Origin of the sequence: Halomonas sp. DN3 (assembly GCF_024137905.1) — a bacterium.
Lineage (GTDB): Bacteria > Pseudomonadota > Gammaproteobacteria > Pseudomonadales > Halomonadaceae > Halomonas > Halomonas litopenaei.
This window is the reverse complement of record NZ_CP099965.1, coordinates 2,282,291-2,308,078: the sequence shown is the minus strand read 5'-3', so window position 1 is coordinate 2,308,078 and position 25,788 is coordinate 2,282,291. Positions and strand designations below refer to the sequence as shown.

Annotated in this window: 11 protein-coding genes; 2 read left to right on the top strand and 9 right to left on the bottom strand. The window is 61.5% G+C overall.

Features of this window, described 5'->3' with window-relative positions; genetic code table 11:
- The first annotated feature begins 109 nt into the window (after positions 1-109).
- Positions 110-1,201, top strand: a complete 1,092-nt coding sequence (locus NKF27_RS09885) for a bifunctional nicotinamide-nucleotide adenylyltransferase/Nudix hydroxylase (protein WP_253556302.1) — start codon at positions 110-112, stop codon at positions 1,199-1,201.
- 93 nt (positions 1,202-1,294) lie between these two features.
- On the opposite strand, the gene NKF27_RS09880 is transcribed toward NKF27_RS09885, so the two are convergent.
- From NKF27_RS09880 to NKF27_RS09855, 6 genes are all read right to left on the bottom strand, one after another.
- Positions 1,295-15,217, bottom strand: a complete 13,923-nt coding sequence (locus NKF27_RS09880; protein ID WP_253556301.1) for an Ig-like domain-containing protein — start codon at positions 15,215-15,217, stop codon at positions 1,295-1,297.
- Positions 15,218-15,219: 2 nt separating this feature from the next.
- The gene (locus NKF27_RS09875) at positions 15,220-15,957 is read right to left on the bottom strand and encodes a hypothetical protein (protein WP_253556300.1); all 738 of its coding nucleotides are present in this window, start codon (positions 15,955-15,957) and stop codon (positions 15,220-15,222) included.
- A gap of 69 nt (positions 15,958-16,026) precedes the next feature.
- The gene (locus tag NKF27_RS09870) at positions 16,027-18,162 is read right to left on the bottom strand and encodes an HlyD family efflux transporter periplasmic adaptor subunit (protein WP_253556299.1); all 2,136 of its coding nucleotides are present in this window, start codon (positions 18,160-18,162) and stop codon (positions 16,027-16,029) included.
- 3 nt (positions 18,163-18,165) lie between these two features.
- Positions 18,166-19,590 carry an efflux RND transporter periplasmic adaptor subunit gene (locus tag NKF27_RS09865; RefSeq protein ID WP_253556298.1) on the bottom strand — a complete coding sequence of 475 codons (1,425 nt, stop codon included), beginning with the start codon at positions 19,588-19,590 and terminating at the stop codon, positions 18,166-18,168.
- Positions 19,587-20,372, bottom strand: coding sequence for an efflux RND transporter periplasmic adaptor subunit (locus NKF27_RS09860; protein ID WP_253556297.1), 786 nt, complete (start codon positions 20,370-20,372; stop codon positions 19,587-19,589). Before NKF27_RS09860 ends, NKF27_RS09865 begins: the two co-directional genes overlap by 4 nt.
- Before the next feature lie 41 nt (positions 20,373-20,413).
- On the bottom strand, positions 20,414-21,862 hold the full coding sequence (locus NKF27_RS09855; RefSeq protein WP_253556296.1) for a TolC family protein: 1,449 nt from the start codon (positions 21,860-21,862) through the stop codon (positions 20,414-20,416).
- 19 nt (positions 21,863-21,881) lie between these two features.
- Here NKF27_RS09855 and NKF27_RS09850 point away from each other — a divergent pair, with 19 nt between their 5' ends.
- Complete coding sequence (locus tag NKF27_RS09850) at positions 21,882-22,253, top strand: hypothetical protein (protein WP_253556295.1); 372 nt, start codon at positions 21,882-21,884, stop codon at positions 22,251-22,253.
- A 721-nt stretch (positions 22,254-22,974) separates the two neighbouring features.
- Here the strand turns inward: NKF27_RS09850 and NKF27_RS09845 are convergent.
- From NKF27_RS09845 to cls, 3 genes are all read right to left on the bottom strand, one after another.
- On the bottom strand, positions 22,975-23,115 hold the full coding sequence (locus tag NKF27_RS09845) for a hypothetical protein (RefSeq protein ID WP_253556294.1): 141 nt from the start codon (positions 23,113-23,115) through the stop codon (positions 22,975-22,977).
- Entirely contained in the window at positions 23,115-24,032 is a 918-nt protein-coding gene (locus NKF27_RS09840; RefSeq protein ID WP_253556293.1) for a LysR substrate-binding domain-containing protein, read from the bottom strand. Before NKF27_RS09840 ends, NKF27_RS09845 begins: the two co-directional genes overlap by 1 nt.
- 247 nt (positions 24,033-24,279) lie before the next feature.
- A complete protein-coding gene (cls, locus tag NKF27_RS09835; RefSeq protein ID WP_253556292.1) occupies positions 24,280-25,713 on the bottom strand; it encodes a cardiolipin synthase in 1,434 nt (477 codons plus the stop codon).
- Between the last annotated feature and the right edge of the window lie 75 nt (positions 25,714-25,788).

Here is a 25,788-nt window from a genome sequence, read left to right as displayed (position 1 = left end):
TTCGTCTAGTTCCTTCATCTATCCTGGGAGCCTTTCTGTTTGCGCAGGTCTGTTTGCGCCTGCCAGTCAGCGCCACCATAATGGCGGCGACGTTTTCCAGGAGCCCTCCATGCCCACCGATCTGGCCACCTCTCCGCCGCAGACCGAGTTCGACTGCCTGGTGTTCATCGGACGCTTTCAGCCCCCGCACCTCGGCCATCTGGCGGTGATTCGGGCGGCCCTCAAGCAGGCCAGACAGGTCATCGTGCTGGTAGGCTCCGCCTGGCAGGCGCGCTCGCTGCGCAATCCCTGGCGTTTCGACGAACGCCGCCAGATGCTGCGCAGCGCCTTCGACGAGGACGACAACGCTCGCCTCGAGATCGTGCCGCTGCTGGATGCGCTGTACAACGACGATGTCTGGGTACACGACGTCCAGCGCAAGGTGCGCGATCTGGCCCATCCCGAGAGCGCACGGTTGCCACGCATCGGGCTGATCGGCGCCAGCCGCGGTCAGTCGAGCTATTACCTGTCACTGTTCCCCCAGTGGGAGTCGGTGAGCGTACCGTTGGTCGAAGCGATCTCCGCCAGCCAGATTCGAGAACGGCTATTTCGCTCCGAGGGCTCGGCGGTTGAGTATCTCTCCACCAACGCAAGCCACGATCTTCCACCGGGCGTGGTGGAACATATCCGCCGCTTCATGAGTGGCAAGCCCTACCGCCAGCTCGGCGAAGAACAGCAACTGCTCGACCAGTACCGTTCGGCCTGGGCCCAGGCGCCCTACCCGCCGATCTTCGTCACCGTCTGTGCAGTCGTGGTGCAGTCGGGCCATGTGCTGCTGGTGCGGCGCACCTCGGCGCCCGGCAAGGGACTCTATGCCCTGCCCGGGGGCTTTATCAGCGCCCAGGAACGACTGATGGACGCCTGTCTGCGCGAGCTGCGCGAACGCATTCGGCTGAAGGTGCCGGAGCCGGTGCTCAAGGGATCGCTACGCGGTCAACGGCTATTCGACGAGCCGCACCGAAGCTGGCGTGGGCGAACCCTGGCCGAAGCCTTCTACTTTGCCCTGCGACCGGATCAGAACCTGCCGAGGCTGAAACCCGTCAAGGGTGGCGACCATGCCCGCTGGGTGCCCCTGGCGGAACTCGAGCCAGAAAGCCTGTTCGAGGATCACTTCTTCATCATCCAGAACTTTCTCGGACTGCCTGCCGATCGACGCGCCTGACGCACCAGGCAAACCCACCAATAAAATGCCAGAGCGGGCAGGGAAACGTTCCCTGCCCACCGATCCTACGTCCCGGCAGCCGTCACCTAGTTATCAACCGTCCTCCGCCAGCAGTGCCAACGCCTCGAGCAGATTCGGGTCCAGGTCATTCGTCTGGCGGTAGGCCTGACCGAGCTGCTCACTGAATCCTGGCGCAATCTTAGATGATGGCTCGCTTCGTTCACTTACCTCGAGTCGCACCTTGTCCAGGTTCAGCGACAGGCGGTAGTGATGCTCTTCACCACCACTACCTCGGCTATCGATATCCAACGTCACCTTTTCCAGAGCCGCCGGTCGATCGATCAGCAGCTGACCGATAGAAGGACGCTGGATCCAGTCCGGCAAGGCTCGGCCCCCAGGTAACGACACCTTGATGTCGCGCTGTCCATCCGGCAGCTTGAGCCACGCCCGCTCGTTCTCGACCAGAGCCTCCAGCGTCGCTCGGGCATCGCTGCTTGCCCACGATGTCGCTCGCACGGCACCGGGATGAGCCAGCGACCTGGCCTCCTGCAGCATCGAGGAGTTCCAGGTACTGGATTCTCTCGGCTGATCCTTGTCTACCACCTCCATTTCGGCGTCGGTCAGCGCCGAAATACCATGGACCGCCGCTCTGACTGCCCCATCCGCAGACAGATCGGCAAGGCCACCGAGTCCTGCCATCTGATTGACAGCCTCATGGACTGCCCCATCGGCATGTATCGAGGGGGCGCCGTCGCCCGGGGCAGTACTCACCGACAAGACGTCAGCTGCACTGTCGCCGATGTAGAAGCCCTCTGGAGACTCCACCTTCACCGAGACGGTGACGTATGTGACGCCTCCCTGCCCATCAGACACCGCAACGACAAAGCTGTCGCTGCCGCTGAAGCCCGCATCCGGTACATAGAGGAAGGAACCATCCGGGTTCAGGGTGAGCTGCCCGTGTGCCGGCCCCTTGTCCAGCCCAAAGGCCAGATCGTCACCATCGACGTCCGACGCTATCACCTGACCAGTCGCGGGTTCACCGCTTCCAGTGACGATCGGCTCCGCCTTTCCCGCAGGAGCGTCATTGACAGGTTCCACCAAGACGTTGACGACCACGGTGGTGGTGGCGCCGTAGGTATCCGTCACGGTGACGCTGAAGCTGATATCGCCCGTGACATCGGGATCCGGCACGAAGGTGAAGGTGCCATCCTCATTGAGAATGACCGTACCGCCGTCGGGTTGATCGTCGAGGCTGAAGGTCAGATCATCGCCATCCACGTCCGTGGCAACGACGCGCCCGTCCACCGGGGTGTCCTCGGGGGTCACAACGGGATCGGCGCTGGCCACCGGGGCGTCATTGACCGGCTCCACCAAGACGTTGACGACCACGGTGGTGGTGGCGCCGAAGGCGTCCGTCACGGTGACGCTGAAGCTGATATCGCCCGTGACATCGGGATCCGGCACGAAGGTGAAGGTGCCATCCTCATTGAGAATGACCGTACCGCCGTCGGGTTGATCGTCGAGGCTGAAGGTCAGGTCATCACCATCCACGTCCGTGGCGACGACGCGCCCGTCCACCGGGGTGTCCTCGGGGGTCACAACGGGATCGGCGCTGGCCACCGGGGCGTCATTGACCGGCTCTACCGAGACGTTGACGACCACGGTGGTGGTGGCGCCGAAGGCGTCCGTCACGGTGACGCTGAAGCTGATATCGCCCGTGACATCGGGATCCGGCACGAAGGTGAAGGTGCCATCCTCATTGAGAATGACCGTACCGCCGTCGGGTTGATCGTCGAGGCTGAAGGTCAGGTCATCACCATCCACGTCCGTGGCGACGACACGCCCGTCCACCGGGGTATCCTCGGAGGTGACGATGGGATCAACGCTGGCGACAGGGGCGTCGTTGGCCCCCAGCACGGTGATGGTCAGCGTCGCGGTGGCAACAGTGCCATCGCTATCGATGATGGAATAGCTGAAGGTCTCGGTCAGCGTCTGCCCAGGCTTGAGCGCTTCCACCACGGGGTTGTCGTTGTCCAGCGTATAGGAATAGCTGCCGTCCGCATTCAGCACCAGGCTGCCGTAACGACCTTCCACCGGCTCGCCGACGCCGCCCTCGGGCGATGTCTCACCGTCCCCGACCGCCGAGACCATGCCATCGACGGCAACACCATCAGCACCATAGCTGTCATTGAGGATGACGTTACCGTTGCAGTGGCTTCCCGGCTCGGTGCCTTGCTCGACCGCCTCTGCGCCGTCATTGTCGGCGACAGGGCCGTCATCGATGATGGCGATGGCCAGGCTGCCGATATTGTCGGTGGTCTCGCCCTCCACGTCGGTGACACTGATGGCGAAACTGTCATTGACCGCACCGTCTGAATGGTTGGCCCGGGACGTCAAGGTGTAGGTGTAGCCCACCTCACCGGTGGCAGAATCGTAGTAGCGTAGCACCAGGGTGCCATAGTCGCCGACCACTTCGATGGGGTGGTTACCACAGTCCTTGAGCTGGTCCAGGCTGATACGGGTCCCTCCCAGGGTCAGCCGAGACAGGCTGTCCGCCGGCCCCAGGGTAAAGGTGCCGCTGTGGATGAAGCCGTTGCCTTCATGGCTGCCGCCCGTCAGACCGGACTCGTTCACCGCACCGTCGGTGGTGGCATTGCCGTTTCCTGCATCGCCCCCTCCTGAGCCACCGTCGCCATCACCCAGCCCACCTACGCTGACCTGGTCGTCCACCGGCGTGACCTTTAAGTCGAGGGTGGCGGTGCTGGTACCACCCGCACCATCGCTGACGGTGTAGCTGATCGGCGGCAGCGTGCCATGGTAGTTCAGCGCCGGCACGAACCGATAGCTGCCATTGGCGCTGATGGTGAGCTCTCCGACCCCGTCGATGACGGCGGTCTGTCCCGCCAGGAAAGTCCCCTCCAGGCCATCGACACTGAAGCCCGTAATACTGAGGCGATCGCCCTCGATATCGCTGTCGTTGGCCAGCAGACCATCTTCGGCGGCGACCGTCAGAGCCGTGTCCTCGGCGATCGTGGCCTGGTCGTTCTCGGCGGACGGAGCGTCATTGACCGGTGTCACCGAGACATCGACCTCCACCGTGACGGTGGCACCAGAAGGGTCGGTCACGGTCACGGTGAAGCTGGTGTCTCCGTGGAAATTGTCATCCGGGGTGAAGGTGAAGTTACCGTTCTCGTCCAGGGTGACGGTGCCACCCTCGGGCTGGGCATCCAGTGTGTAGGTAAGGTCGTCCCCGTCCACATCGGTGCCGACGATCTTGCCATCGACCGGAGTATCCTCGCGGGTGGTGACCTTCTCCGCCGTTGCCGTCGGAGCGTCGTTGGCGCCACGAATGGTGATCGTCAAGGTGGCGGTGGCAAGATCGCCGTCGGCATCACGGATCTGGTAGGCAAAGGATTCTTCTAAGGTCATGCCGACCTTTAGCTTATCTACTTTGGCATTGGCGTTGTCCAGCGTATAGGAGTAGCTGCCATCTGCGTTGAGGGTCAGGCTGCCGTACTTGCCCTCCAGCGGCACCCCCAGCTTGCCGTCCACGCCGACGCTGACCACCGCCCCATTGGCGGCTTCGCCATCGGCACCCGGGCGATCATTGGCCCACACGCTGCCGCTGCCGGCAGCACCGTCCTCGTCGACGGTACCGCTGTCATCTGTCGCACTCGGGGTGTCATCGATGATCTTGATCGCCAAGGTACCGGCATTGGCGCTGACCTCGCCCTCCACATCGGTCACGCTGATCACGAAGTCGTCGCTGACAGTCCCCGTGGCATGATCCGCATTTGAGGTCAGCCGATAGCGGTAGCTCACCGTACCGGTGGCACGATCGTAGCCTTCGATGGTCAAGGTGCCGTAGCGGCCTTCGATCACTATGGGCGACGACGCGCTGGCCTCGAGTTCAGCGAGGCCGATGCTGCGACTGCCCAGGGTGAAACTCTCAAGGCTATCGGCCGGTCCCAGGGTGAAGCTGCCGCTGTGGACCAGCCCATTGCCTTCGTCACTGCCTCCTGCCAGACCGGCCTCGTTGACGGAGCCATCACTGATGTTGCCACCCGCACTGCCATCGTTTCCGTCACCGAGCCCGCCAAGGTTAACCTGGTCATCCACCGACGTGACAGTGATGTCGAGAGTGGCTGTGCTGCTGCCGCCCTCACCATCGCTGACGGTATAGGTGATCGTCGGTACTTTGCCGTGGTAATTGAGGACCGGTTCGAAACGCCAGGCGCCATCGGCTCCCACCGTCAGCTTGCCGACACCCTCGATGGTGACGGTTGAACCGGCATCGGCACTCTCGCTCATGCCGTCGACGCTGAAGTCCACGATCGTCAGGCTGCCATGATCGCTGTCGATGTCGCTGTCATTGTCCAGTAGCCCCGGCAAGCTGTCGTCGGCCTCCGAATCCAGCGGCGTGTCCTCGGGAGTCGTGGCAGTCTCGCCGGCAACCACTGGTGCGTCATTGACCGGCGACACCTTGACCGTCACATCGACGGTGGTGGTGCCACCGTTGCCATCGGAGACCTCGACCTGGAAGGTGATATCGCCACTGACGTTGTCATCGGGGGTGAAGGTGAAGGTTCCATCTTCATTGAGCGTGACCTTGCCGCCGTCAGGCTGCTCGACGAGTTCGAAGCTGAGATCATCCCCGTCGACGTCATTGGCCTCGATGGAGCCGCTGACGGGCGTGTCCTCCTGGGTCGTCAATGCATCGACGCTGGCCGTAGGGGCGTCGTTGGCCCCCTTGATGGTGATGGTCAAGGTCGCGGTGGACGCGCTGCCGTCGGCGTCGGTGATCTGATAGCTGAAGGTCTCGGACAGCGTCTCTCCCGATTGCAGGGCATCCACCCTGGCATTGGTGTCGTCCAGGGTATAGGTGTAGCTGCCATCGGCGCCCAGGATCAGGCTGCCGAAACTGCCGGCGATCTCGGCGCCGACGCTGTCCGCACTGACGCTGCTGCCCTTGCCTACCGCACTCACCTTGGTTCCGCCATCGGCGCCTTGGCGGTCATTGGTCACCACACTACCGGCACCGGCATCGCCATCCTCGACGACGCTGGCGGTATCCTTGGCGGCGATCGGCGCATCATCGAGGATCTTGACCACCAACTCCTTGCCGTAGGTCTTGGTATCGTTACCGAGGGTATCGGTCATTGATACCTCAACGTGGTCGAAGACCGCCCCCCCGGAGTGATCGGTCTGCTCGGTCAGCACAAATCGATAAGTGACGGTATTTTCCCGTACGTCGGTGCCTTTACCCAATGTATAGCCGGTGATCTCGAAATAGCCGTGCTCGGCCTCGATACGTACTGATGGGTTCGCCTCGGATAACGCCGCCAACTCGCTCTGGGTGAAGCTGGTGTCGCCGATGGTCAGAGTATCGAGCTGCTGTCCCACCCGGTCGACCACCGAGAACGCCCCCTCATAGATCACCTCGCCCGAGACTCCGGGGTCTGTGCCGGTGGCGCCATCCGTGTTGAGCTGGGCTTCGTCTACCTCGCCCCCTTCCGTACCGATGACCGCCGTCGTGCCATAGATGCGGATGGTCAGGCTGGCGGTAGACGTGTCGCCGTCGGGATCGGTCACCGTGTAGGTAAAGGTGTCCTCGATCTTCTCGCCCGCCTTGAGATGGGCCACTCGGTCAGCGTCAAAATCCGGCACATAGCAGTAGCTGCCGTCGTCGTTCATGGTCAGGGTGCCGAACTTCCCCTGGAGCCCCTGACCGACGTGGGACGCCGATGGCTGATCCGAGCCCGCGCCTACGCCGCTGACCGTGCCACCGTCGCCGCCAAGGATATCGGCGTCACCGTCCATGGCGTCGGGATCCTTGCCCCCGCCCCCGGTCAGCACATTGCCATCGGCGGTGCTGCTGGGTTGTCCCGGCATGTTGATCGCATCGTCGACGTCGCTCTCGGCCTCCGGAGCATCGTCGAGGATGGCGATCGACAGGGTCCCTACGTCCGTGGCGACATCACCGTCGACGTCGGTCACGTCGATCGCAAAATCGTCGCTGACCGCCCCCAGGCTATGGTCGGCGCGGGCCGTGAGGGTATAGGTGTAGCTGACCTTGCCAGTGGCGCGATCGTAGCCGTTGATGGTGAGTTCACCATGATCGCCCAGGATCTTGATCGGCGTATCGCCGCTGGCGGCCAGCTTGGCAAGCGTCAGGGTGGTTCCACCAAGGCTGATACTGGAGAGGCTATCCGCCGGCACCAGAGTGAAGCTGCCGGTGTGGGAGACGCCACTGCCCAGGGAACCAGATCCGCCCGGCAAGCCTGCCTCGCTCACCTGTCCGTCATTGACATCGCCACCATCACTGCCATCACTACCATCGCCCAGGCCACCGATGGTTACCTCATCATCCACCGCCTCGACGGTGAGCGAGAGTTCTCCCGTCGTTGTCCCGCCCTTGCCATCACTGACGCTGTAGCTGATCTTGGGCACATCTCCGTGGTAGTTCAGCGCCGGCTCGAAGCGGTAGGACCCATCGGCGTTCAAGGTGAATTTGCCGACACCGTCGATGGTGGCTTCCGTGCCGGCCTCGAAGGTTCCCGTTACGCCTTCGATGGTAAAGCCGCTGCCGCTGAGGCTGTCACCATCCACATCGCTGTCGTTGGCCAGTACCCCATCGTCCTTGTTGACCACCAGGGGGGTATCTTCACTGGTGGTGTTGGTGTCCGGCTTGGCGACAGGAGCATCGTTGACCGGTGTCACCGTCACCGTCACTTCCACCGTGGTGGTGCCACCGTGACCGTCGTCCACTATGACGTCGAAGCTGACGTCACCGTTGACGTTCTTGTCCGGTGTAAAGGTGAAGCTGCCGTCGTCATTGAGTGTGACCGTGCCCCCATCCGGCTGGGCCACCAGGTCGAACGACAGCGAATCGCCGTCCACGTCGCTGGCGGTGATCTTGCCGGAGACCGGCGTATCCTCAGGCGTGGATATCGCATCCACGCTGGCCACCGGCACATCGTTCGCCCCCACGATGGTGATGGTCAGGGTCGCGGTGCTGGTATCGCCATCGGCATCGATGATCTGATAGGTGAAGACCTCGCTCAGGGTGTCCCCCACGGCCAGCTTGTTCACCTCGCTGTTGCCGCTATCGAGTTCGTATAGGTAGTTGCCGTTGGCGTCCAGCACCAGACTACCGTAGCTGCCCTCTAGTCTGCTGCCGACGCCCCCGCTTGGCGACTCCTCTCCAACACCCACCGCATGGATCACCCCCTTGCTGGGGACGCCATCGGCACCTGCCAGGTCGTTGCCGATGACCGAGCCACTGATATCGTCGCCCTCCTCCGCGATCTGGGCGCTATCGGCCTTCGCCACCGGTGTGTCGTCGACGATTGCGATGGCCAGGGTTCCGGCATTGGCCGAGACATCCCCGTCAACATCGGTAACGCCGATGACAAAGCTGTCGTTGACCGCCCCCCCCTTGTGGCTGGCCTTGGCGGTCAGCGTGAAGGTGTAGCTGACAGTACCGGTCTTCTGGTCAAAACCGGTAATGGTAAGGAAACCATGAGCGCTGGTGATCTTGACCGGAGTGGTGGCACTGGCCTCCAGTTGTGCCCGGCTAATGGAGGTGACGCCGACCGTCAGGCTCGCCAGGCTATCGGCAGGGCTCAGCGTGAAGCTGCCACTATGGTTCGCCCCGCCGCCCACCACGTCGGAGCCTCCGGACAGCCCCGACTCCTTGACCTCCCCGTCGGTAACGGTGCCGCCATCGCTGCCGTCGTTGCCGTCGCCAAGCCCCCCGAGGCTGACCTTGTCATCCACCGGCTTGACCGTGATAGCCAGCGCACCGCTGGCTGTCCCGCCATTACCGTCACTGACGGTATAGCTGATCTTCGGCACGCTGCCGTTGTAGTTGGGCGCCGGCACGAAGCTATAGGAGCCGTCGGCGTTGAGTGTCAGACTACCGACACCCTCGATGGTGGCAGTCTCGCCCGCCTTGAAGCTGCCCGTCATGCCCTCGACGCTGTATCCGCTGACCCTCAGGCTATCGCCCTCCAGGTCACTGTCGTTGGCCAGCACCCCCTTGTCCTTGGCGACCTCAAGCGTCGTGTCCTCGTTGGTCTCGGCCTTGTCATCCACTGCCGTCGGGGCGTCATTGACCGGCGTCACCGTGACGGTGACCTCGACGGTAACGGTTCCTCCGTTGCCATCGGAGACGCTCACGCTGAAGGTGATGTCGCCGCTGACGTTGGCGTCAGGGGTGAAGGTGAAGCTGCCGTCCTCGCTCAGATTGACGGTGCCGCCTTCTGGCTGGGCGACCAGATCATAGGACAGGCTATCGCCCTCCACGTCCTTGCCCGCAATGCTGCCGTCCACCGGCGTATCTTCCGCCGTGGTCAGGTCATCAACGGTCGCGGTCGGTGCATCGTTGGCGCCCTTGATGGTGATGGTCAGGGTTGCGGTACTGGTATCGCCATCGCCGTCGGTGATCTGGTAGGTGAAGGTTTCGATCAGGGTCTCGCCCTTCTGCAAGACATCGACTTTCGCGTTGGTGTTGTCCAGCGCATAGACGTAGCTGCCGTCGGCGTTGAGCGTCAGGGTACCGAAGCTGCCCACAAGGGCACTGCCGACGCTTCCCCCATCGGTGGATTCGGCAACCCCCACCTTCGACACCTTGCTGCCATCGGCGCCCTGCCGGTCGTTGCTCAGTACGTTGCCTGTGGAGGCCGCGCCGTCCTCGGTCACTATGCCGGTATCGGCTGTAGCCGTGGGTGAATCGTCGACGATACGAATCGCCAGTGTCCCCATGCCCTTGGTGACGTCCCCTTCGACATCGGTCGCGTCGATGACAAAGCTGTCCTTTATCGCACCACTTGAGTGGTCGGCGGCGGACGTCAGGGTGTAGCGGTAGCTCACCGTGCCGGTGGCAAGGTCATAGCCCTTGATCGTCAGAGTACCGTAGCTGCCGGTCACCTTGATCGGTGTCGTGGCGCTGGCCTGGAGTTGAGCCAGGGAAATGGACGTACCTCCCAGGGTAAGGCTCGCCAGGCTGTTCGCCGGGCTCAGGGCAAAGGTGCCATCGTGGGTCAGTCCGGCGCCGTCGGTCGCGACCAGTCCCGATTCCTTGACCTCGCCGTCGACGCCATCCCCGCCATCGCCGAGTCCGCCCACCGTCACGCTGTCATCCACCGCATCGACCGTAATGCTCAGGATGGCGGTGTCGCTGACCCGCCCATCGCTGAGCACATAGGTCACCTTGGGAACCGTGCCATGGTAGTTGAGGGCAGGGTCGAAGCGGTAAGAACCATCGGCGTTCAAGGTCAGCGTGCCGACGCCGGCAATGGTAGCGGTTTCTCCCGCCTTGAAGCTCCCCGTCACCCCTTCGATACTGAAGCCCGCCACCGATAGGGCATCACTGTCGATATCGCTGTCATTGGCCAGAACACCCTTGTCCTTGCCGACGATCAGCGGCGTATCCTCGGCGGTGCTGGCGCTGTCATCGGCCGCCTCGGGCGCATCATTGACCGGACTGACCTTGACCGTCACCTCCACCTGGGTCTTGCCGCCATGACCATCGTCGACCGTCACACTGAAGGTGATATCACCATTGACGTTGGCATCCGGGACAAAGACGAATTCACCACTGTCCTTGTCGAGAGTGACGGTTCCCCCCTCCGGCTGAGCATCAAGAGTAAAGCTCAGGGAGTCATCTTCAGGGTCCTTGCCGACGATGGTGCCGGTGGTCTCGGCGTCTTCCGCGCTATAGACGGTCATATCATCGGCCGTCGGAGCGTCGTTGCTCCCCTTGATGGTGATGGTGAGAGTCGCCGTGCTGGTATCGCCATCGGCATCGGTGATCTGATAGGTGAAGGTCTCGGTGAGGGTCCCCCCCTTCTGCAGGGCGTTGACCGCGGCGTTGGCGTTATCCAGGGTGTAGAGGTACTTGCCGTCGGCCTGGATCAACAGGCTGCCGTAGTCGCCGGCAATGCTGCTGTTCACCCCGCCGGCAGGCGTCGCGTCGCCCTTGCCGACCGCGCTGATCGCACCACTGTCCGCAGCGCCATCGGCCCCCAGGGTATCATTGGAAATGACATCGCCCGTCAGCGTGCTGCCACCGCTGGCGTCCTCGTCGACACTGCCGGTATCGGCGGTGGCGGCAGGGACGTCGTCGACCACCAGGATGGCCAAAGTCCCGGCGTTGGCGGTGCTGTCTCCGTCGGTGTCCTTGGTACTGATCGAGAAGGAGTCCTTGATCGGTTCAGAGCCATGCGAGGCTTCTGACGTCAGGGTATAACGGTAGGAGACGGTACCGGTGGCGCTATCGAAACCGATGATCATCAGATCACCGTAGCTGCCGGTGATGGTGATCGGAGTGGTACCACTAGCCTCAAGCTGGGCCAGGGTAATCTTGGTGGCGCCGATGGTGAGGCTATCGAGGCTAGAGGCAGGACTGAGGGTGAATGTGCCGGCGTGTACACCGTCACTGCCACCGGCATCGGTACCGCCCGTCAAGGCCGACTCATTGACGCTGCCATCGCTGCCCTCACTGCCGTCCCCCAGCCCACCGAGCGACACGCTATCCTCCACTTCGGCGATGGTGATGGTCAGGGTCGCGCTGGCGGTCCCCCCTTCGCCATCGCTGACGGTGTAGGTGATCACGGGGACGCTGCCGTTGTAATTGGGCGCTGGAACAAAGGTATAGGAGCCGTCGGCGTTGAGCGTTACCGCTCCCTTGCCGGCAATGCGGGCGGTTTCGCCGGCCTTGAAGCTGCCGGTGAGGCCAGCCACGCTGAAACCGGAGACGACCAGACTATCTCCCTCGGCGTCGCTGTCATTGGCCAACAGCCCTTCGCTCTTGTCGACGCTCAGCGTCTCGTCTTCCTTGGCACTTCCCTTGTCATTGGCGGCGGCAGGTGCATCATTGACCGCGGTCACCTTGATGGCAAGCGTCGAACTGGCGTACCCCCCTGAGCCCTTAATGGTATAGGTGATGATCGGCAGAACCCCGAAAAAGTTCTTCACTGGATCGAACCGGTAGGAACCATCCTTCGACAACGTCAACTTGCCGATAATATTGCCGTCGCTATCCTTGACGGTATTGGCTTGCCCCAGCACCAGTGCGGTATCGGCCACGCCGTCACCATCGGTGTCGATCGCCGCCGAGGCAATTTCGGTGGCCCCTGCCAGGGTATCGTTGGACAACAGCCCATTGTCCTTGGTAACCACCAGAGCCACGTCCTCATTGGTTTCCGCCGCGTCTTTCACCGCCGTCGGCGGATCGATGCTGTCGCGATAGTCCAGATCGAAACCGGGGGGTGAGGCGTCGCTTCCATCGGCCGCGATATCATTGTCGCTGTCGGCCAGGGAAAAATTGCCGCCAACCAGGTTTTCATCATTGCTGTCGTAGCCGTCGTTGGCATCCGATCCCTCGAAGATATCGAGCAATCCATCTCCATCGGTATCGGTGGCGTCACTGACGGATGCCGCCCCATCATCTCGCTCGGCGATGTCCAACTTGCCGTCATCGTCGGAATCGCTGTCGAGATAGTCCTTCGTGCCATCGCTGTCGGTATCGACTGGCGCCAGTCCGAGGCTGACAGACGCCCCGATGTCGTCAGATTTGGCATCGTAGGCGTCATCCAGCCCATCGCCATCGGCATCGATTCCGGTTGGCGCTATATACTCACCGGTAGTCTGCGCTTCCACGTTGTCGGTGATGCCATCATTATCGCTGTCGATATCCAGATGATCAGCGATATTGTCATGATCAGCATCCTTGGCCACGCCACCGATATTTACCCTGACACAGGCCCCTATATTGCTGTCGTTCTCATTGAGAGGATTCCAGCTCATGCTCAGGTTCATCGATTTGACGTCGACGACCCTTATCGACCAAGACTCTCCGTAAATATTACCTAATCCTCTCATGCTGAACGTGACGGAGTTCAGATAGACGCCCTCGGCAATATTCAGAACATTCTTGGGATCATGGACCACGATGTAGGCACCGGGACTCGAAACGGTAAGCCGGTCCTTGTTGTCAAACTGTCTTCCACTGGAGACTGTCTTGCTATCGATGACAAAGTCGACGATAGTATCTGACGAAAAGTTGGCAGTCGACACATTATCATTGGAATAATTGAAATTAATCGCACCGTCGCTCCCCCCATAACTGAGACTTCCGGTGGTAGGGTCGGAGGTCAACTTTACGCTTGTCCCGTCGTAATCAAGGTCCGGTATCTTGTTGCTTCCAATATTACTGGTGTCGATGGGAAAACTTGAGGAAGTATCTTTTCCTTCAGTAATATCGAGAATGCCGTCATTGTCTTTATCGATATCCTCATGATCCATGACGCCATCACCATCACCATCACCATCGACCACCGGGTTTTCCCGATAGTCCAAATCGACGACCAAGGGTTTCGCTCCCTCGCCGTCCGCCGGCAGATCATCATCGGAGTCCAGTAGTGCAAAGCCATTGTCCGAGACATTTTCATCGTTGGCATCGAAGCCATCGTTGACATCTTCCCCCTCGAAAATATCCAGCAGGCCGTCATGGTCGGTATCGGTAGCATCTGAAACAGAAGAGGCCCCATCATCGCGCTCGGTGATGTCCAGCTTGCCGTCATCGTCGGAGTCGACGTCGAGATAGTCTGCCGTGCCGTCGCCGTCCGTATCGACCGACGTCAACCCCTGGCTGGCACCCGCACCGGCATTTCCGGTGGCCGCGTCGTAGGTATCATCCAAACCATCGCTGTCGGCATCGACGCCTGTTGGTGCGGTGTAACCGCCGGTGGTCTGCGCCTCCACGTTGTCGGTTATGCCGTCATTATCACTATCGAGATCCAGGTAATCGGCGATATCGTCGTGGTCACTATCTTCTGCCACGCCTCCAACCAGCAGACGCATCGTTCCGCCACCATTCGTGCTATCGTAAAGATGCGCGACATTTTCCATGCTAAGGGTCAATTCCTTCACACCCACGACCCGAATCTTCCATTTTTGATTGTAGGTGTTCGACGACGTATCTTCATAAAAACTGAGCGGACCGAAATAGACACCTGGATCGATACTCAGGTTGTTACCTGGATCTTCCACAATGATCATGGCGCCAGGACAGCCAATGGTAATGATATCCTTTTTTTCCAGCAGGGGGCCGTCCGACCCAAGTTTCGACATCAAGACGAAGTCTACAATCTTGTCAGAGGTAAAGGTGATCGAAGTCGACCCCGACGTCTTGGAGGGGTACCAGAAACTGAATTCCCCAGGATTGTTACCGGCAGTAAATTTTCCGTTTGCGCTCGAATCCAACTTGACCGTCGAACCATTATAATCCAAATCGGGAATTTTCCCCGTTGTACCAATATTACCGACATTCACACTCTCTAGTGTCGAATCGTCCCGCCCTTCACTGGAATCAACGATACCGTCGTTGTCATCGTCGATATCGACGTGATTCATGACGCCATCGCCGTCGGTGTCGAGCCGAGCACTATCGCGAAAATCAAGATCGCCCAACATCGGTACTGGGCTCGCGTCATCGCCGCTGAGATCGCCGTCGCTGTCCGAGAGGTTAAAGTCACCGCCAGAGACCAGTTCGTCATTGGCGTCGAACCCGTCGTCCTTGTCGCTACCCTCGAAGATGTCCAGCAGACCGTCGCCGTCGGTATCGCTCTTGTCGCTGATTCGAGAAGGCGCCCCATCGCCACGTTCGGCGATGTCGCGAATGCCGTCCTCGTCGCTGTCCGCGTCGAGAATATCGGCGGTTCCATCCTGGTCGGTATCCACCGCAGACAAGCCGCCGCTGGCTGCTACCGACCCATCCGCGCTGTCCTTGTCGTAGGCGTCGTTCAGGCCGTCACCGTCGGCGTCGCTACTGCCAGGCGCAATATAGCCGTCGGTGGACTGGGCCTCGACGTTGTCGGTGATGCCGTCATTGTCGCTGTCCAGATCCAGCTGATCGATGACCCCGTCTCCATCGCTGTCACGCGCCCCACCGACACCAATGCGCAGGGCGCCTCCCAGGGCGTCACCATCTGCTGAGGCCGGAGTCTTCATGCCTACGCTGACCTGCTGGGCGTTGACCACACGAATCGACCAGGCCTGGTCGTAGGCGTCGTTTGGGCTGTGCTTGACCGAAAAGGTGATGCTGTCCGAGTAGGACCAGCGGCGATCTCGAGCTCCCCATTGGGGTCGTCGACGATAATGACGGCTCCGGGACTTGAGATGGTGATCTTGTCTGGAAAGTCGAGCCAATGTCCTTCGCTCCCCTGCTTCGAAGTAATGACAAAATCGACAGGAGCATCGGCCGTGAGACTCACTGACGCCTCTCCGTCCTCGTCACAGGTGAAATCTATCTCACCGCTGTCGTCGATGGCGCTGACACTGCCGGTGTGGCTGACGTCAAAGGACACGGTCGTTCCGTTGAGCTCTAGGTCGGTGACCTTGTCGCTAGCGATGGTACTGGTGTCCAGCGCCGTACTGTCGTCCGTCTCGCGCTCGTTGGTATCGATCACTCCGTCGTTGTCGTCATCGATGTCATCGCTATCGGCGACACCGTCACCGTCGCTATCCTTGCCGGCGTCCCGACTCGCTGCTTGCTCCGATGCCACCGCAGAAAGCGCCTGGGTCAGGGCATCGCTGGATTCAGCGCTCTGTTCAGATGGCGCGGCGCCATCATTCCCTGCCGACGCCGTCTTGTCAGCGTGCTGATCCACCGCCTTTACCGTGGCCACGCCGGCAGCGTCCAGCAATACACGAGATTCGAGCTCACGAAACAGCAGGTCGTCCTTGGACATTTTCTTCTCCTTACCTTGGAATCAGTTCTCGCGAGCGCACCGGTGCGCTCAGGACATTGTCTTTCGGGGTCAGGCGCTCCACTCGCGCACCAGTACCTGGGCGATGCGTCGCGCCGCCTGAACCGCCAGGCTGACGGGCTCCCCCTTCAATCGAATCTCTCCACGAAGCTCGGTCAGCGGGGCGACCACCGGATGCCTTGTCAGGGCGGTCACCTCGAAGGCCGCCTGTTCCGGGATGGCCCTGCCCTCATCGAGCCTGGACGCCACCGGGCCGCCATACACCGACGCCAGAAGCCCTTCATCCAGGTATGACGATGCGGCCGACGCCATGCTGTACAGCTGCATGTCGATGGGCTCCAGGCGACGCTGGTCGTCAACGAACTCGCAGGCATCACCGGGCGCTACCAGACGCAGATCGTCGCTATCCAGATAGCCTCTGGCCTCGAGCGAGGAGGATGACGCCACCAGTGCCAGCTGGGTGTCGACGTCGACCCAGCGCCCCGGATGCAGAGGACGCGCCATCTCGACCACGACACCATCGATGGCCGCGACCACCTCCAACTGGTGCTGGGTGCGTGCCAGACCTGACAGGCGCTCACGCTCCATTTCCTGCTCGCTGGCAAGCACCAGGCTCTGCGACAGGTCTTCGCGGTCGGCACTGCGGCGATCGAGTCGCCGCTCCACCAGGGCGAGGCGTTCATGTGTGGTGCGCTGCATCTGCTCGAGCTCCGGTGCCTCCAGCGTCATCAGCACCTGGCCCCGCTGCACGACCTCACCGACCTCGACCAGAACGCGATTCACCCTGGCCGGCCTGGGCGAATAGGACGGTGCCTGTCGGGCGGCGCCAAGCACTGCGGGGATACGCACTTCATGGGGTAGGGGCAGCGCAAGAAACCCAGCCAGCAGTATCATCACCAGCGTGGTGCCCAGTGCGCGCAAGCCGACATCGCGTCTTCGCGTCCACCACACCTTGAGTTCGCGCAGGATCGGCAGGGCGATGAACCAGGCCACCTCCACGACAAACAACAGGACCCCGAGGAGCTTGAAGAAGAGGTGGTAGACCACCAGGGCGATACCCAGGAAAAGAAAGAAGCGATAGATCCATACGGCGAAGGCGTAGACGATCAAGAGCCTGCGCCGAGCCAGCGTCATGGACTCCGGAACAGCGTCGCCAAACCCGAAAAGCGACTCCCTCAACCACCAGCGCCCCATGGCAAAGGCTCGCTCCTGCAGGTTGGCCACCCCGACCAGATCACTGAACAGGTAGTAGCCATCGAATCGCATCAGCGGGTTCAGGTTCACCGCCAGGCTCATTACCCAGCCGGTGGTGGCCAAAGCGAAGGCCACGAAGCGCAGTGCACCGTCGGGCAAGAACACCCAGGCCAGGGTGGCGTAGACTGCGATGATCAGTTCTACCGCCACCCCGGCCAGGTCGATCAGGACACGCTTGCGGCGGGAGGAAAGACGCCAGGCATCGGTGGTGTCGGTAAACAGCACCGGCATCATCACGATCAAGGCCACCCCCATGCTGCCGACTCGAGCCCCCTGTCGAGTGGCGCAGAAACCGTGGCCAAGTTCATGCAGGGTCTTGACCAGTGCAAGGCTTCCGCCGAAGGCCACCGCACCGGCAACACTGAACATGTCCGGCAGGGTGGTAAGAAAGCTCTCCCACTGGCGAGAGACCAGATAACCGCCGCCGATCGCCATCAGCAGCGTCACCAGCCAGAAGGTTCGAGTGAAGAAGATCCCGACCCAGGGAAGGCAGCGCTGAAGCGCCGGTGCCGGATGCACCAATGGAATCCTCACGAATAGATAGTGATGCAGCAGCCAGCTCCACCAGCTCGGTCGGCGTGCGCAGCGTAGATGCCATGCCTTCCGGTAGCTGTGGTCTGGCCGGCATACCAGCAAGTCATGCTGATCGAGAAATACGATCAATCGCTCGACGTCCTGCAGGCTGACATCATCGATTCCCTCGATTCGAAGCCGTGCCAGGAGCGCCTCCCGGGTACCCTCCCCCCAGTGATTCAGCACCACCACCACCCGGTGTTCCACCTCGAAGAACCGATTGGCCAGCGGGTCATGAATCTTCCAGCGCCGAGCCCCTTCGCCTTCCGCGCCCCCTGCTATCAGCTCCAGGTCCTGGCGCAGTGGAGGAAGAGGGATCGCCGCATCGATGTCTTCGGCCGTACCGGTACCGTGGTCCATGATTCACATTCCTGTGAGCTGACGAACAGCAACAAGGGGACGACGGAACAGGTAGTAGAACAGCGATACCGGGGTGCCCTGGATCCTGGCTGTTCCCCTGAGCCCCATGCGCGGGACCCAGCCATCTCGGGTTTCCGGCTTGGCCAGTACCTCGAACCTGGCCACCCCACTGGCATCGGGCTGGGCCTTGTAAGACGCCCGTTCAAGGGATGCATCCAGCGGGTCCAGCGGCGCCGCATCCAGAAAGACACTCACCTTGGCTCCGGCAACCAGATTGACCGCATCGGGCGCGGCGACTTCCAGCCTGAAGGCGATCGACGTCGCATCGGCCACCTGCATCAAGGCCTCACCTACCTTGACCGGCCGACCAACCCAATCCTGTGGATCACTGTAGAGCGCAACCCCGGGACGTTCGGCCCGGATGACAGCTTCCCCCAGCCGCTGCCGGGCATAGTCACGTTCGGCCTCCGCCAGTCGCAGTTCGCTCTGGGCGGTGGCCAGTTCACGCTTGGCCTCTGCACGTGAGATCGCCGCCTGCTGAAGCCGCAAGGCGCGAGATCGGGCGACCTGGACCTTGCGTTCGGCAACTTCGAAGTCGTTTCTCAAGCCAAGATCCACCAGTTGCACCAGCGGATCCCCGCGGGCCACCCGCGCGCCCGGTGTCACCAGGATCTTCTCGACCACGCCTGCCAGAGGCGCAGCCACCACGAAGGGTGCCTCAGGCACCACTTCCGCTGGCGCAAGCACCGACAATGGCACCCTGACCAAGGCCAGTGCCGTCACCAGGCCGACCCCCACAAAGGCGGCCAGCCAGGGGCCCCTGCGTTTCCACGCATGCAGGCTGCGTCGGCTCCCGAGCAGTGCGCAGACACCGTGGCCATAGGCGTCGGCCAGACGTCGCGCCAATGTCTGATGCGCCTCATCCCAGGGTGAACGGCGCACCAGCAGCCAGCCGGCACCGACACAACGTCCCCCCTGTGTCAGCGGCACCCACAGCCCGTGCCCCGTCATTGGCGATGCACCATCACGCCCCTGCTCGGCCCGGATATCCAGACAGCGAGGCTCGCTCCCCGACTCTGTCCCAAGCCGGCGAACCAGGCGTTCGTAGTCACGTACCAGAGCGCTATCCCGGGCCAGTCGGCTGACGCCTCCCACCGCCTGTACTCGCCAGCGCCTCGTTCCGCAGCGGCTCAGCACCAGCGACTGATCGGCATCCAGCAGGCCATGCCCTTCGTTGGCCAGATGACACCACAACTGATCGAGACTGCCGCACTGGCGCAACTCGCCCTCGACGCGCAGTAGCCGCATTGCCCCTGCCTGCGCCCCGCCTTCGGGCGCTGCCTGCCTGGCGTCACCAGAGGCAGACGGATTACCCTCGTTGCACTCCACTCCTGGCGCTGCGGGACGACAGCCAAGTGCGACCGTCATGTCGTCGCACTCCCACGACAGGTACCGGCATCCGATATCGACTGCCGACTGCCATCGGCCTTCCAGCGCGCAAGGCCACTCATGCCCGGCAGCACCCGCGGTGGGACATCCGTGACCCGACTGATGACCTTTACCGTCTGGCTGACAGGATCCACCGCTGCCGAGACCCTCGACACCTCGGCCGTCAGGTGATCTCCGGTTTCATCCACGACAAAGGAAAAATCGCTGCCTGGAGCCAGCCAGGCCAGCCAGCAGGAAGGCACTACCATCTGCAACTGCAGGGCCCCATCGCTGACGATATGGATCAAGGGAGCATTGGCCTGAGGGGTTTCGTTGGTCCTAACCAATGGCTCCACCACACGTCCGGCGAAGGGCGCCTTGAGTTCGCATCCGCGCTGCTGTTCGTGAATGGATTCAACACTGGCGCGCAGCTCGCGCACCTTGTAAGTGGCGATGTCCACGTCGGCCCGCCCCGTCGCCCCCATCTCCAGCAGTTCTCGCTGAACGGCGGCGTTGCGAGACTCTGCTGCCACCTGAGCCTGAGCCGCATGCAGGTCCGCCTCCAGCCTCGCGCAGTCGAATCTCACCAGCACCTCATCCTGGGCAAAGTGATTACCCTCCAGGTAGGGCACCTCGATGACAGGAGCGGAGATCCAACTGGACAGCACTGCCTGCTGCTCCGCTTCGAGAATGCCGCGGACCTCCTCGCCTCCCGCCTGGACGTCACCAGCGCCCATGATCAGACCCAGCAGCACCAGGCGAAGCGCTCTGTCGCGTATCATCGAGGAACGCCTCGGCGAAGCTGGACGACTCGAGCGCGTGTTCATGAGCGCCCCACCCGCTCCAGAGCCAAGGCGTCGCCTCGACTGGCCCACAACCGGCGGAGATCGGCCGACAGCTCGGCAACACTTTCGTCACTGCTCATGCCAGCGTCCACCGCGTCTATGCCGGTAGCGGTATACACATTGGCATAGGCACCCTGAAGATCGGACAGCGCCTGATCCATACGGACCTCGGCCAGCAGCGTATTCATCTGTTCGCGGATCAATGTCTGTTCGCTGACATGCTGAGCCTGATACCCAGCTGACACCTGATCCTCGATCGCCCGCTGCACTTCCAGGAAGCGACGCGCGGTATCAAGCTCTCCACGACGTAGCTGGTAACGGGCACGCGTCACCGACACCTGGGTGGCCACCGCCATGGTCAGCGCCAGGCCGCGCGCATCCAGCAATTCGCTCTGGGCCTCGATACGCTCCTGGCGGGCCGGCAAACTGAACACCTTGAGCAGATTCCAGCTGGCGTGGGCACCCCAGGTCACCCAGTCGCTGTTGTACAGAAAGTCGTCATCGCTGTAGTTGGCGCCGGCAAACAGCTTGAGACTTGGCAGTGTCTCGAGAATTGCGGCGGTCCCCTCACGCTGGTTGTTACGCAGCTGATAGGCCACCTCGCGCAGCTCGGGCCGGTTCATCACCGCCAGCTTCAACATCGCATCGTAGGACAGGTCTATCCCGGCCCAGGCCAGGTCACGAGATGGCAATACCAGCTCGTAATGCTGCTCCGGCGAGAGATTCATCAACGCCGCGAGCTGCTGCTTGGCCACCTTCAATTCTCGCGTCAGAGACTCAAGATCACGACGAATCGTCAGCAGTTCCCGTTCATAGCTCAACGCCGGTAAGGGTGCCGTCAAATGACTATGCTGTTGTCTGTGGGCATGCTCCAAGGCCTGCTCGGTACTGGCCTCCAGTGAGCGAGTCTTGGTCAGCAGCCTTTCGGCACTGACGGCACGCCAGTAGGCGGCGCGAACATCCTCGATAATCCTCTGGATCACCTTGCGCTTGCTTTCTTCCGCCAGCATCACACCGTCGGCACGCTGCTGAGCCCTGACGTAGGAAAGACCAAAGTCGAGCACGTCCCAGCTCATGGTCAAATCCGTTGCCAACTGGTTGCGTTCGCTTGATGACGATGGTTCCAGCGAAGTCTTTCCGGTCAACAGCGACTTGCTTCGACTGCCCGGTTCATTGGAACGACCATTGTAATTGAGGTTGCCAACCACCTTCGGCAGCATGTCGTAGTGGGCAAGGTCGAGCTCCTTGACCCTCAGGGCCTGTTCCATCACTTCGACGCGGTAGTCGAGGTTGTACTTGATAGCCCGTGCCATGGCGGAATACAGATCGATGGGAGCGACGACCGGTTCCTGATCTGACGTCACCTGGGCAAGCAGTTGATCCGCCCTGAGCTGGCGAGCCTCGGGTGATATAGGCTGCGGTGACACGGCGCAGCCTGACAACACCATGACCGCGGCCATCCCCAGAAATGCTGCTCCTTTCCTGACAGGATTTGATGATAACTTCCTGCTCTGGATCTGCGATCTTGTGTCGATCATCCTTGTAGCCCTCAAACCGTATTGTGACGTTGAGTTGCGATATTCCATCGTCGATGGCTTCCCTTCATCCATGAAAACCTTTGTCCTTTGTGCCCTGAAGCGTCGGCCAAACAAACTCGAACCCGCACAGTTTCGTAAAGGTTTGTTGTCGGTGTGTAAGCAACTATGTTCGTTGTTGCTCAAGCTGGTCAATCGCCCACGCACCAAATCCTTCTGGCAGCCACTGCCTTCACTGACCCAGATCAAGCACAGCAAAAATGATGCGATAACACCGCAATAAAGGTTCACACTCCCCTTTAGCTACGAACTTAATTGACACGACATTACGGTAACCAATGAGCGTATTTACGGACCAAAAACGGGCATGAAAAGCCCGTCAATCCAGGACAAGACTGAGTTAAAGACGTAGATAATCTACTCTAGCGACGTACAACGCAGGCAAGAGAGCAGGCGGTTTTTCCGCAACACAACCGCCGACGACAAGACGTTGGCATGCCGAGAAATGGGCTCGTGACGATAGATGACAAGAGGGTAAGGGAATAAGCGAGCAAGGGGATTAGGGAGCAAGGGGGTAAGGGAATAAGCGAGCAAGGGGATTAGGGAGCAAGGGGGTACGGCAACAAGGGGCTCAGGCGTGAGATGTTTGCTGAGGGGACGCGTAAGGTGTCAAGGACCACAGCATGGACTGCAAGCCCCGCGTGCGGCGCGCATGTCGATACGCAATAAGAAGGTGAGGTGCGGTCGTCAACAGCGACACAACGCCAGGCTAGCCCTGACCAGACCAGACCAGACCAGGCAGCGCTATCAGTAGTTGATGCTCAACAGGCGCTTGTCGACAGCAACGTTTCATCAAGCAACAGCCATCAGGCCTCGAGAAAATCTCGCGGCAGCTTCATCATCTGGCGCCACAGTTTTTCGACGCCGGGTTTACTGAATGCAACCAAGAGGTGTGAGCAGCGATGCAGTGCGTTGCCGACAGTGGGGAGGCAATCGCACCTCCATCAGGCCTCGAGGAAGTCTCGCGGCAGCTTCATCATCTGGCGCCATAGCTTTTCGACGCCGGGTTTGCTGAACGCAAACCAGGAGGTGTGAACAGCGATGCAGTGCGTTACCGACTGTGGTTGGCCTGATCGCACCTGCATCAGGCCTCCAGGAAGTCTCGCGGCAGCTTCATCATCTGGCGCCACAGTTTTTCGACGCCAGGCTTATGCACCAGTGAGCAGCGATACAGGCGAATCTCCAGCGGGACATCCCACTGCTCGCCGCCGGCGCGCACCACCGCCCCGCTCTTCAGCTCCTGCCTGAGGCAGAAGTCGGGTATCCAGGCCATGCCCACGCCCTGCATGACCATGGCCTTGAGCCCCTCGGCCATGGCGGTCTCGTAGACGGTGCGCAGGCGCATGCGCAGCGGGTCATTCTTCAACAGCATGCGCACGCTGCGCCCGAGAAAGGCACCCTGGGTGTAGGCCAGGTACGGCAGGGAGTCGTCACCCTCCAGAGGGAAGCGCGGCGCCCCCTGCTCATCCGGCAGGCTCACCGGTATCATCTTGACCCGCCCGATGGAAAACGAGGGGAAAACTTCCCCATCCAGCTGCATGCTGGCGTAGGGGTCGTAGTAGGCCAGCATCAGGTCGCAGTTGCCTTCGCGCAGCACATGGATGGCCTCCCCCACGTTCATCGCCACCAGCCGCGTCGGCAACTCCCCGAGCCCCTTCTGCAGCCGCGAGATCCATTGAGGGAAGAAGCTCAGCGCCAGCGAATGGGCTGCCACCACGTCCAGCGCCTCGTTGGCCATGGCCAGGCCGCGCAGATGGCCGAGGGACTCGTTGAGCTGCTCGACGATATTGCGAGCGGTCACCAGAAACAGCTGCCCCTGAGGGGTCAGGTCGATGGGCGTGGTCGAGCGATCCACCAGGGTGACGCCCACCGCCTGTTCGAGTGAGCGAATACGGCGACTGAAGGCCGGCTGGGTGACGTGGCGCTGGCGTGCGGAGGCCGAGAAGCTGCGGGTGTTGGACAGCGCAACGAAGTCCTCGAGCCATTTCGTTTCTAGATTCACCAGCACTCCTTGTCAAGACACCAACCACACGGGACGCCATCGCCTTGAACGTGACCGAAGGGGCCACATCAGACCGCCCGATAAAACGGCTAAATGTACCGGAAAGCGCCCACCTTCCCAAGGGAATACTGACGCTTTATTGCTCCGCCACGCTGCGCGCCACTGTGCCAGACATTGACCAGCCTCCAGCAGAGCCTTGATCTTTTTGCCTCGGGGGATGGCAAGGCAGCGGCGGCGACTGCACAGACTACTGCACAGGCGCCAGCAGGTAGGCGGCCCGGGACACCAGCTTGCGCCACAGCGGACGCGAGTGCAGCTCGTCGAGGCTGACCTCGCGGCAGTTGGCGAAGTCCTGTTCCAGCATGGCCTCGACCTCCAGGGCGAACGCCTGATGTGGCACCAGGGCGGTGATCTCGAAGTTCAACCGGAAGGAGCGGTTGTCCAGATTGACGGTACCGACACTGGCGGCGCTGTCATCGATCAGCATGACCTTCTGATGGAGAAATCCCGGCTGATAGCGATAGACCTTGACCCCGGCGCGGATCATGTCCGGCAGGAAGGCGAAGGCCGACAGGAAAACCAGCAGATGGTCGGGACGTTCCGGCATCATGATGCGCACATCCACCCCGCGCATGGCGGCCAGGCGCAGTGCGTCCTGGACGCCTTCGTCGGGAACGAAGTACGGACTGGTCACCCACAGACGCTGATGGGCGCTGTGGATCAGGTGCTGGACCAGCAGGCTCGCGGTCTCCTGGGGATCCGCCGGGCCCGAGGGAACGATCACCACATGGCGCCCGTTGCCTTCATCGAGCGTGGGCTGATCCACCTGGGGCGCCCAGGAAAGACTCAGCATGGTGCCGGTAGCCCAGTGCCAGTCCTCCCAGAAGGCTTCCTGCAGCCCCAGCACACTGGGCCCGACCAGCTTCAGATGGGTATCGCGCCAGGGTCCGTGGCGAGGATCCTGTCCCAGATACTCCACCCCCACGTTAAAACCACCGAGCCAGCCTTCGCGACCGTCCACTACCAGGATCTTGCGATGATTGCGGAAATTGAGCTGAAAACGGTGACGCCATCCGCGCGAGGAGTGAAAGGCGCTGACGTGGATGCCCGCCTCGCGCAGCTCGCCCAGATAGCCGTCGCCAAGCTGCCGGCTACCGATCTCGTCGTACAGGAAGTAGACCCGTACCTGACGCCGTGCCGCGCGCACCAGATGTTCCTGCAGCCGACGGCCAAGTTCATCATTACGCACGATGAAGAACTGAATGAGGATATAAGAGCGGGCCGCATCGATACCGGCAAACAGGCTGTCGAAGGTCTGATCGCCATCGACCAGCAGCTCCGTCGAGTTGGCGCGGGTCAGCGGCATCATGGCAAGCTTTTCGACCGCCTTGACGTCGGCGTCGGTGGCCCCCACCAGATAGGAATCGAAGCGATCTCGATAGCGCAACAACACCCGCCGCAGCAGCGTATCGCGCTGGCCGCGCGCCGACACATAACCGTAGAAGCGTGGTCGGCCGAAGACCCAGTAGGCCGGCAACGCCAGATACGGCATGGCGACCAGCGAAATGATCCAGGCGATCGCCCCCTGAGAGGTTCGACTCGACATCAGCGCGAGCACGGCGGAGATGGCCCCGCCCAGGTGAATCAGAAAGATGGCCAGGCCAAGTAGCCATGAGGTCATCGAAGGTCTCCATCCGTGTGACACCGCACCACATCGGCCGGGGCGCACTTGCTAGCGTTATTGCGGACTCCAGCA

Bases quoted from the DNA above. Each gene is read 5' to 3' on its own strand.
- NKF27_RS09845 (WP_253556294.1), bottom strand. From the start codon at position 23,115: ATGCAGGTGCGATCAGGCCAACCACAGTCGGTAACGCACTGCATCGCT.
- NKF27_RS09885 (WP_253556302.1), top strand. From the start codon at position 110: ATGCCCACCGATCTGGCCACCTCTCCGCCGCAGACCGAGTTCGACTGC.
- NKF27_RS09865 (WP_253556298.1), bottom strand. From the start codon at position 19,590: ATGACGGTCGCACTTGGCTGTCGTCCCGCAGCGCCAGGAGTGGAGTGC.
- NKF27_RS09880 (WP_253556301.1), bottom strand. From the start codon at position 15,217: ATGAAGACTCCGGCCTCAGCAGATGGTGACGCCCTGGGAGGCGCCCTG.
- NKF27_RS09860 (WP_253556297.1), bottom strand. From the start codon at position 20,372: ATGATACGCGACAGAGCGCTTCGCCTGGTGCTGCTGGGTCTGATCATG.
- NKF27_RS09875 (WP_253556300.1), bottom strand. From the start codon at position 15,957: ATGTCCAAGGACGACCTGCTGTTTCGTGAGCTCGAATCTCGTGTATTG.
- NKF27_RS09870 (WP_253556299.1), bottom strand. From the start codon at position 18,162: ATGGACCACGGTACCGGTACGGCCGAAGACATCGATGCGGCGATCCCT.
- NKF27_RS09850 (WP_253556295.1), top strand. From the start codon at position 21,882: ATGACCGCGGCCATCCCCAGAAATGCTGCTCCTTTCCTGACAGGATTT.
- cls (WP_253556292.1), bottom strand. From the start codon at position 25,713: ATGACCTCATGGCTACTTGGCCTGGCCATCTTTCTGATTCACCTGGGC.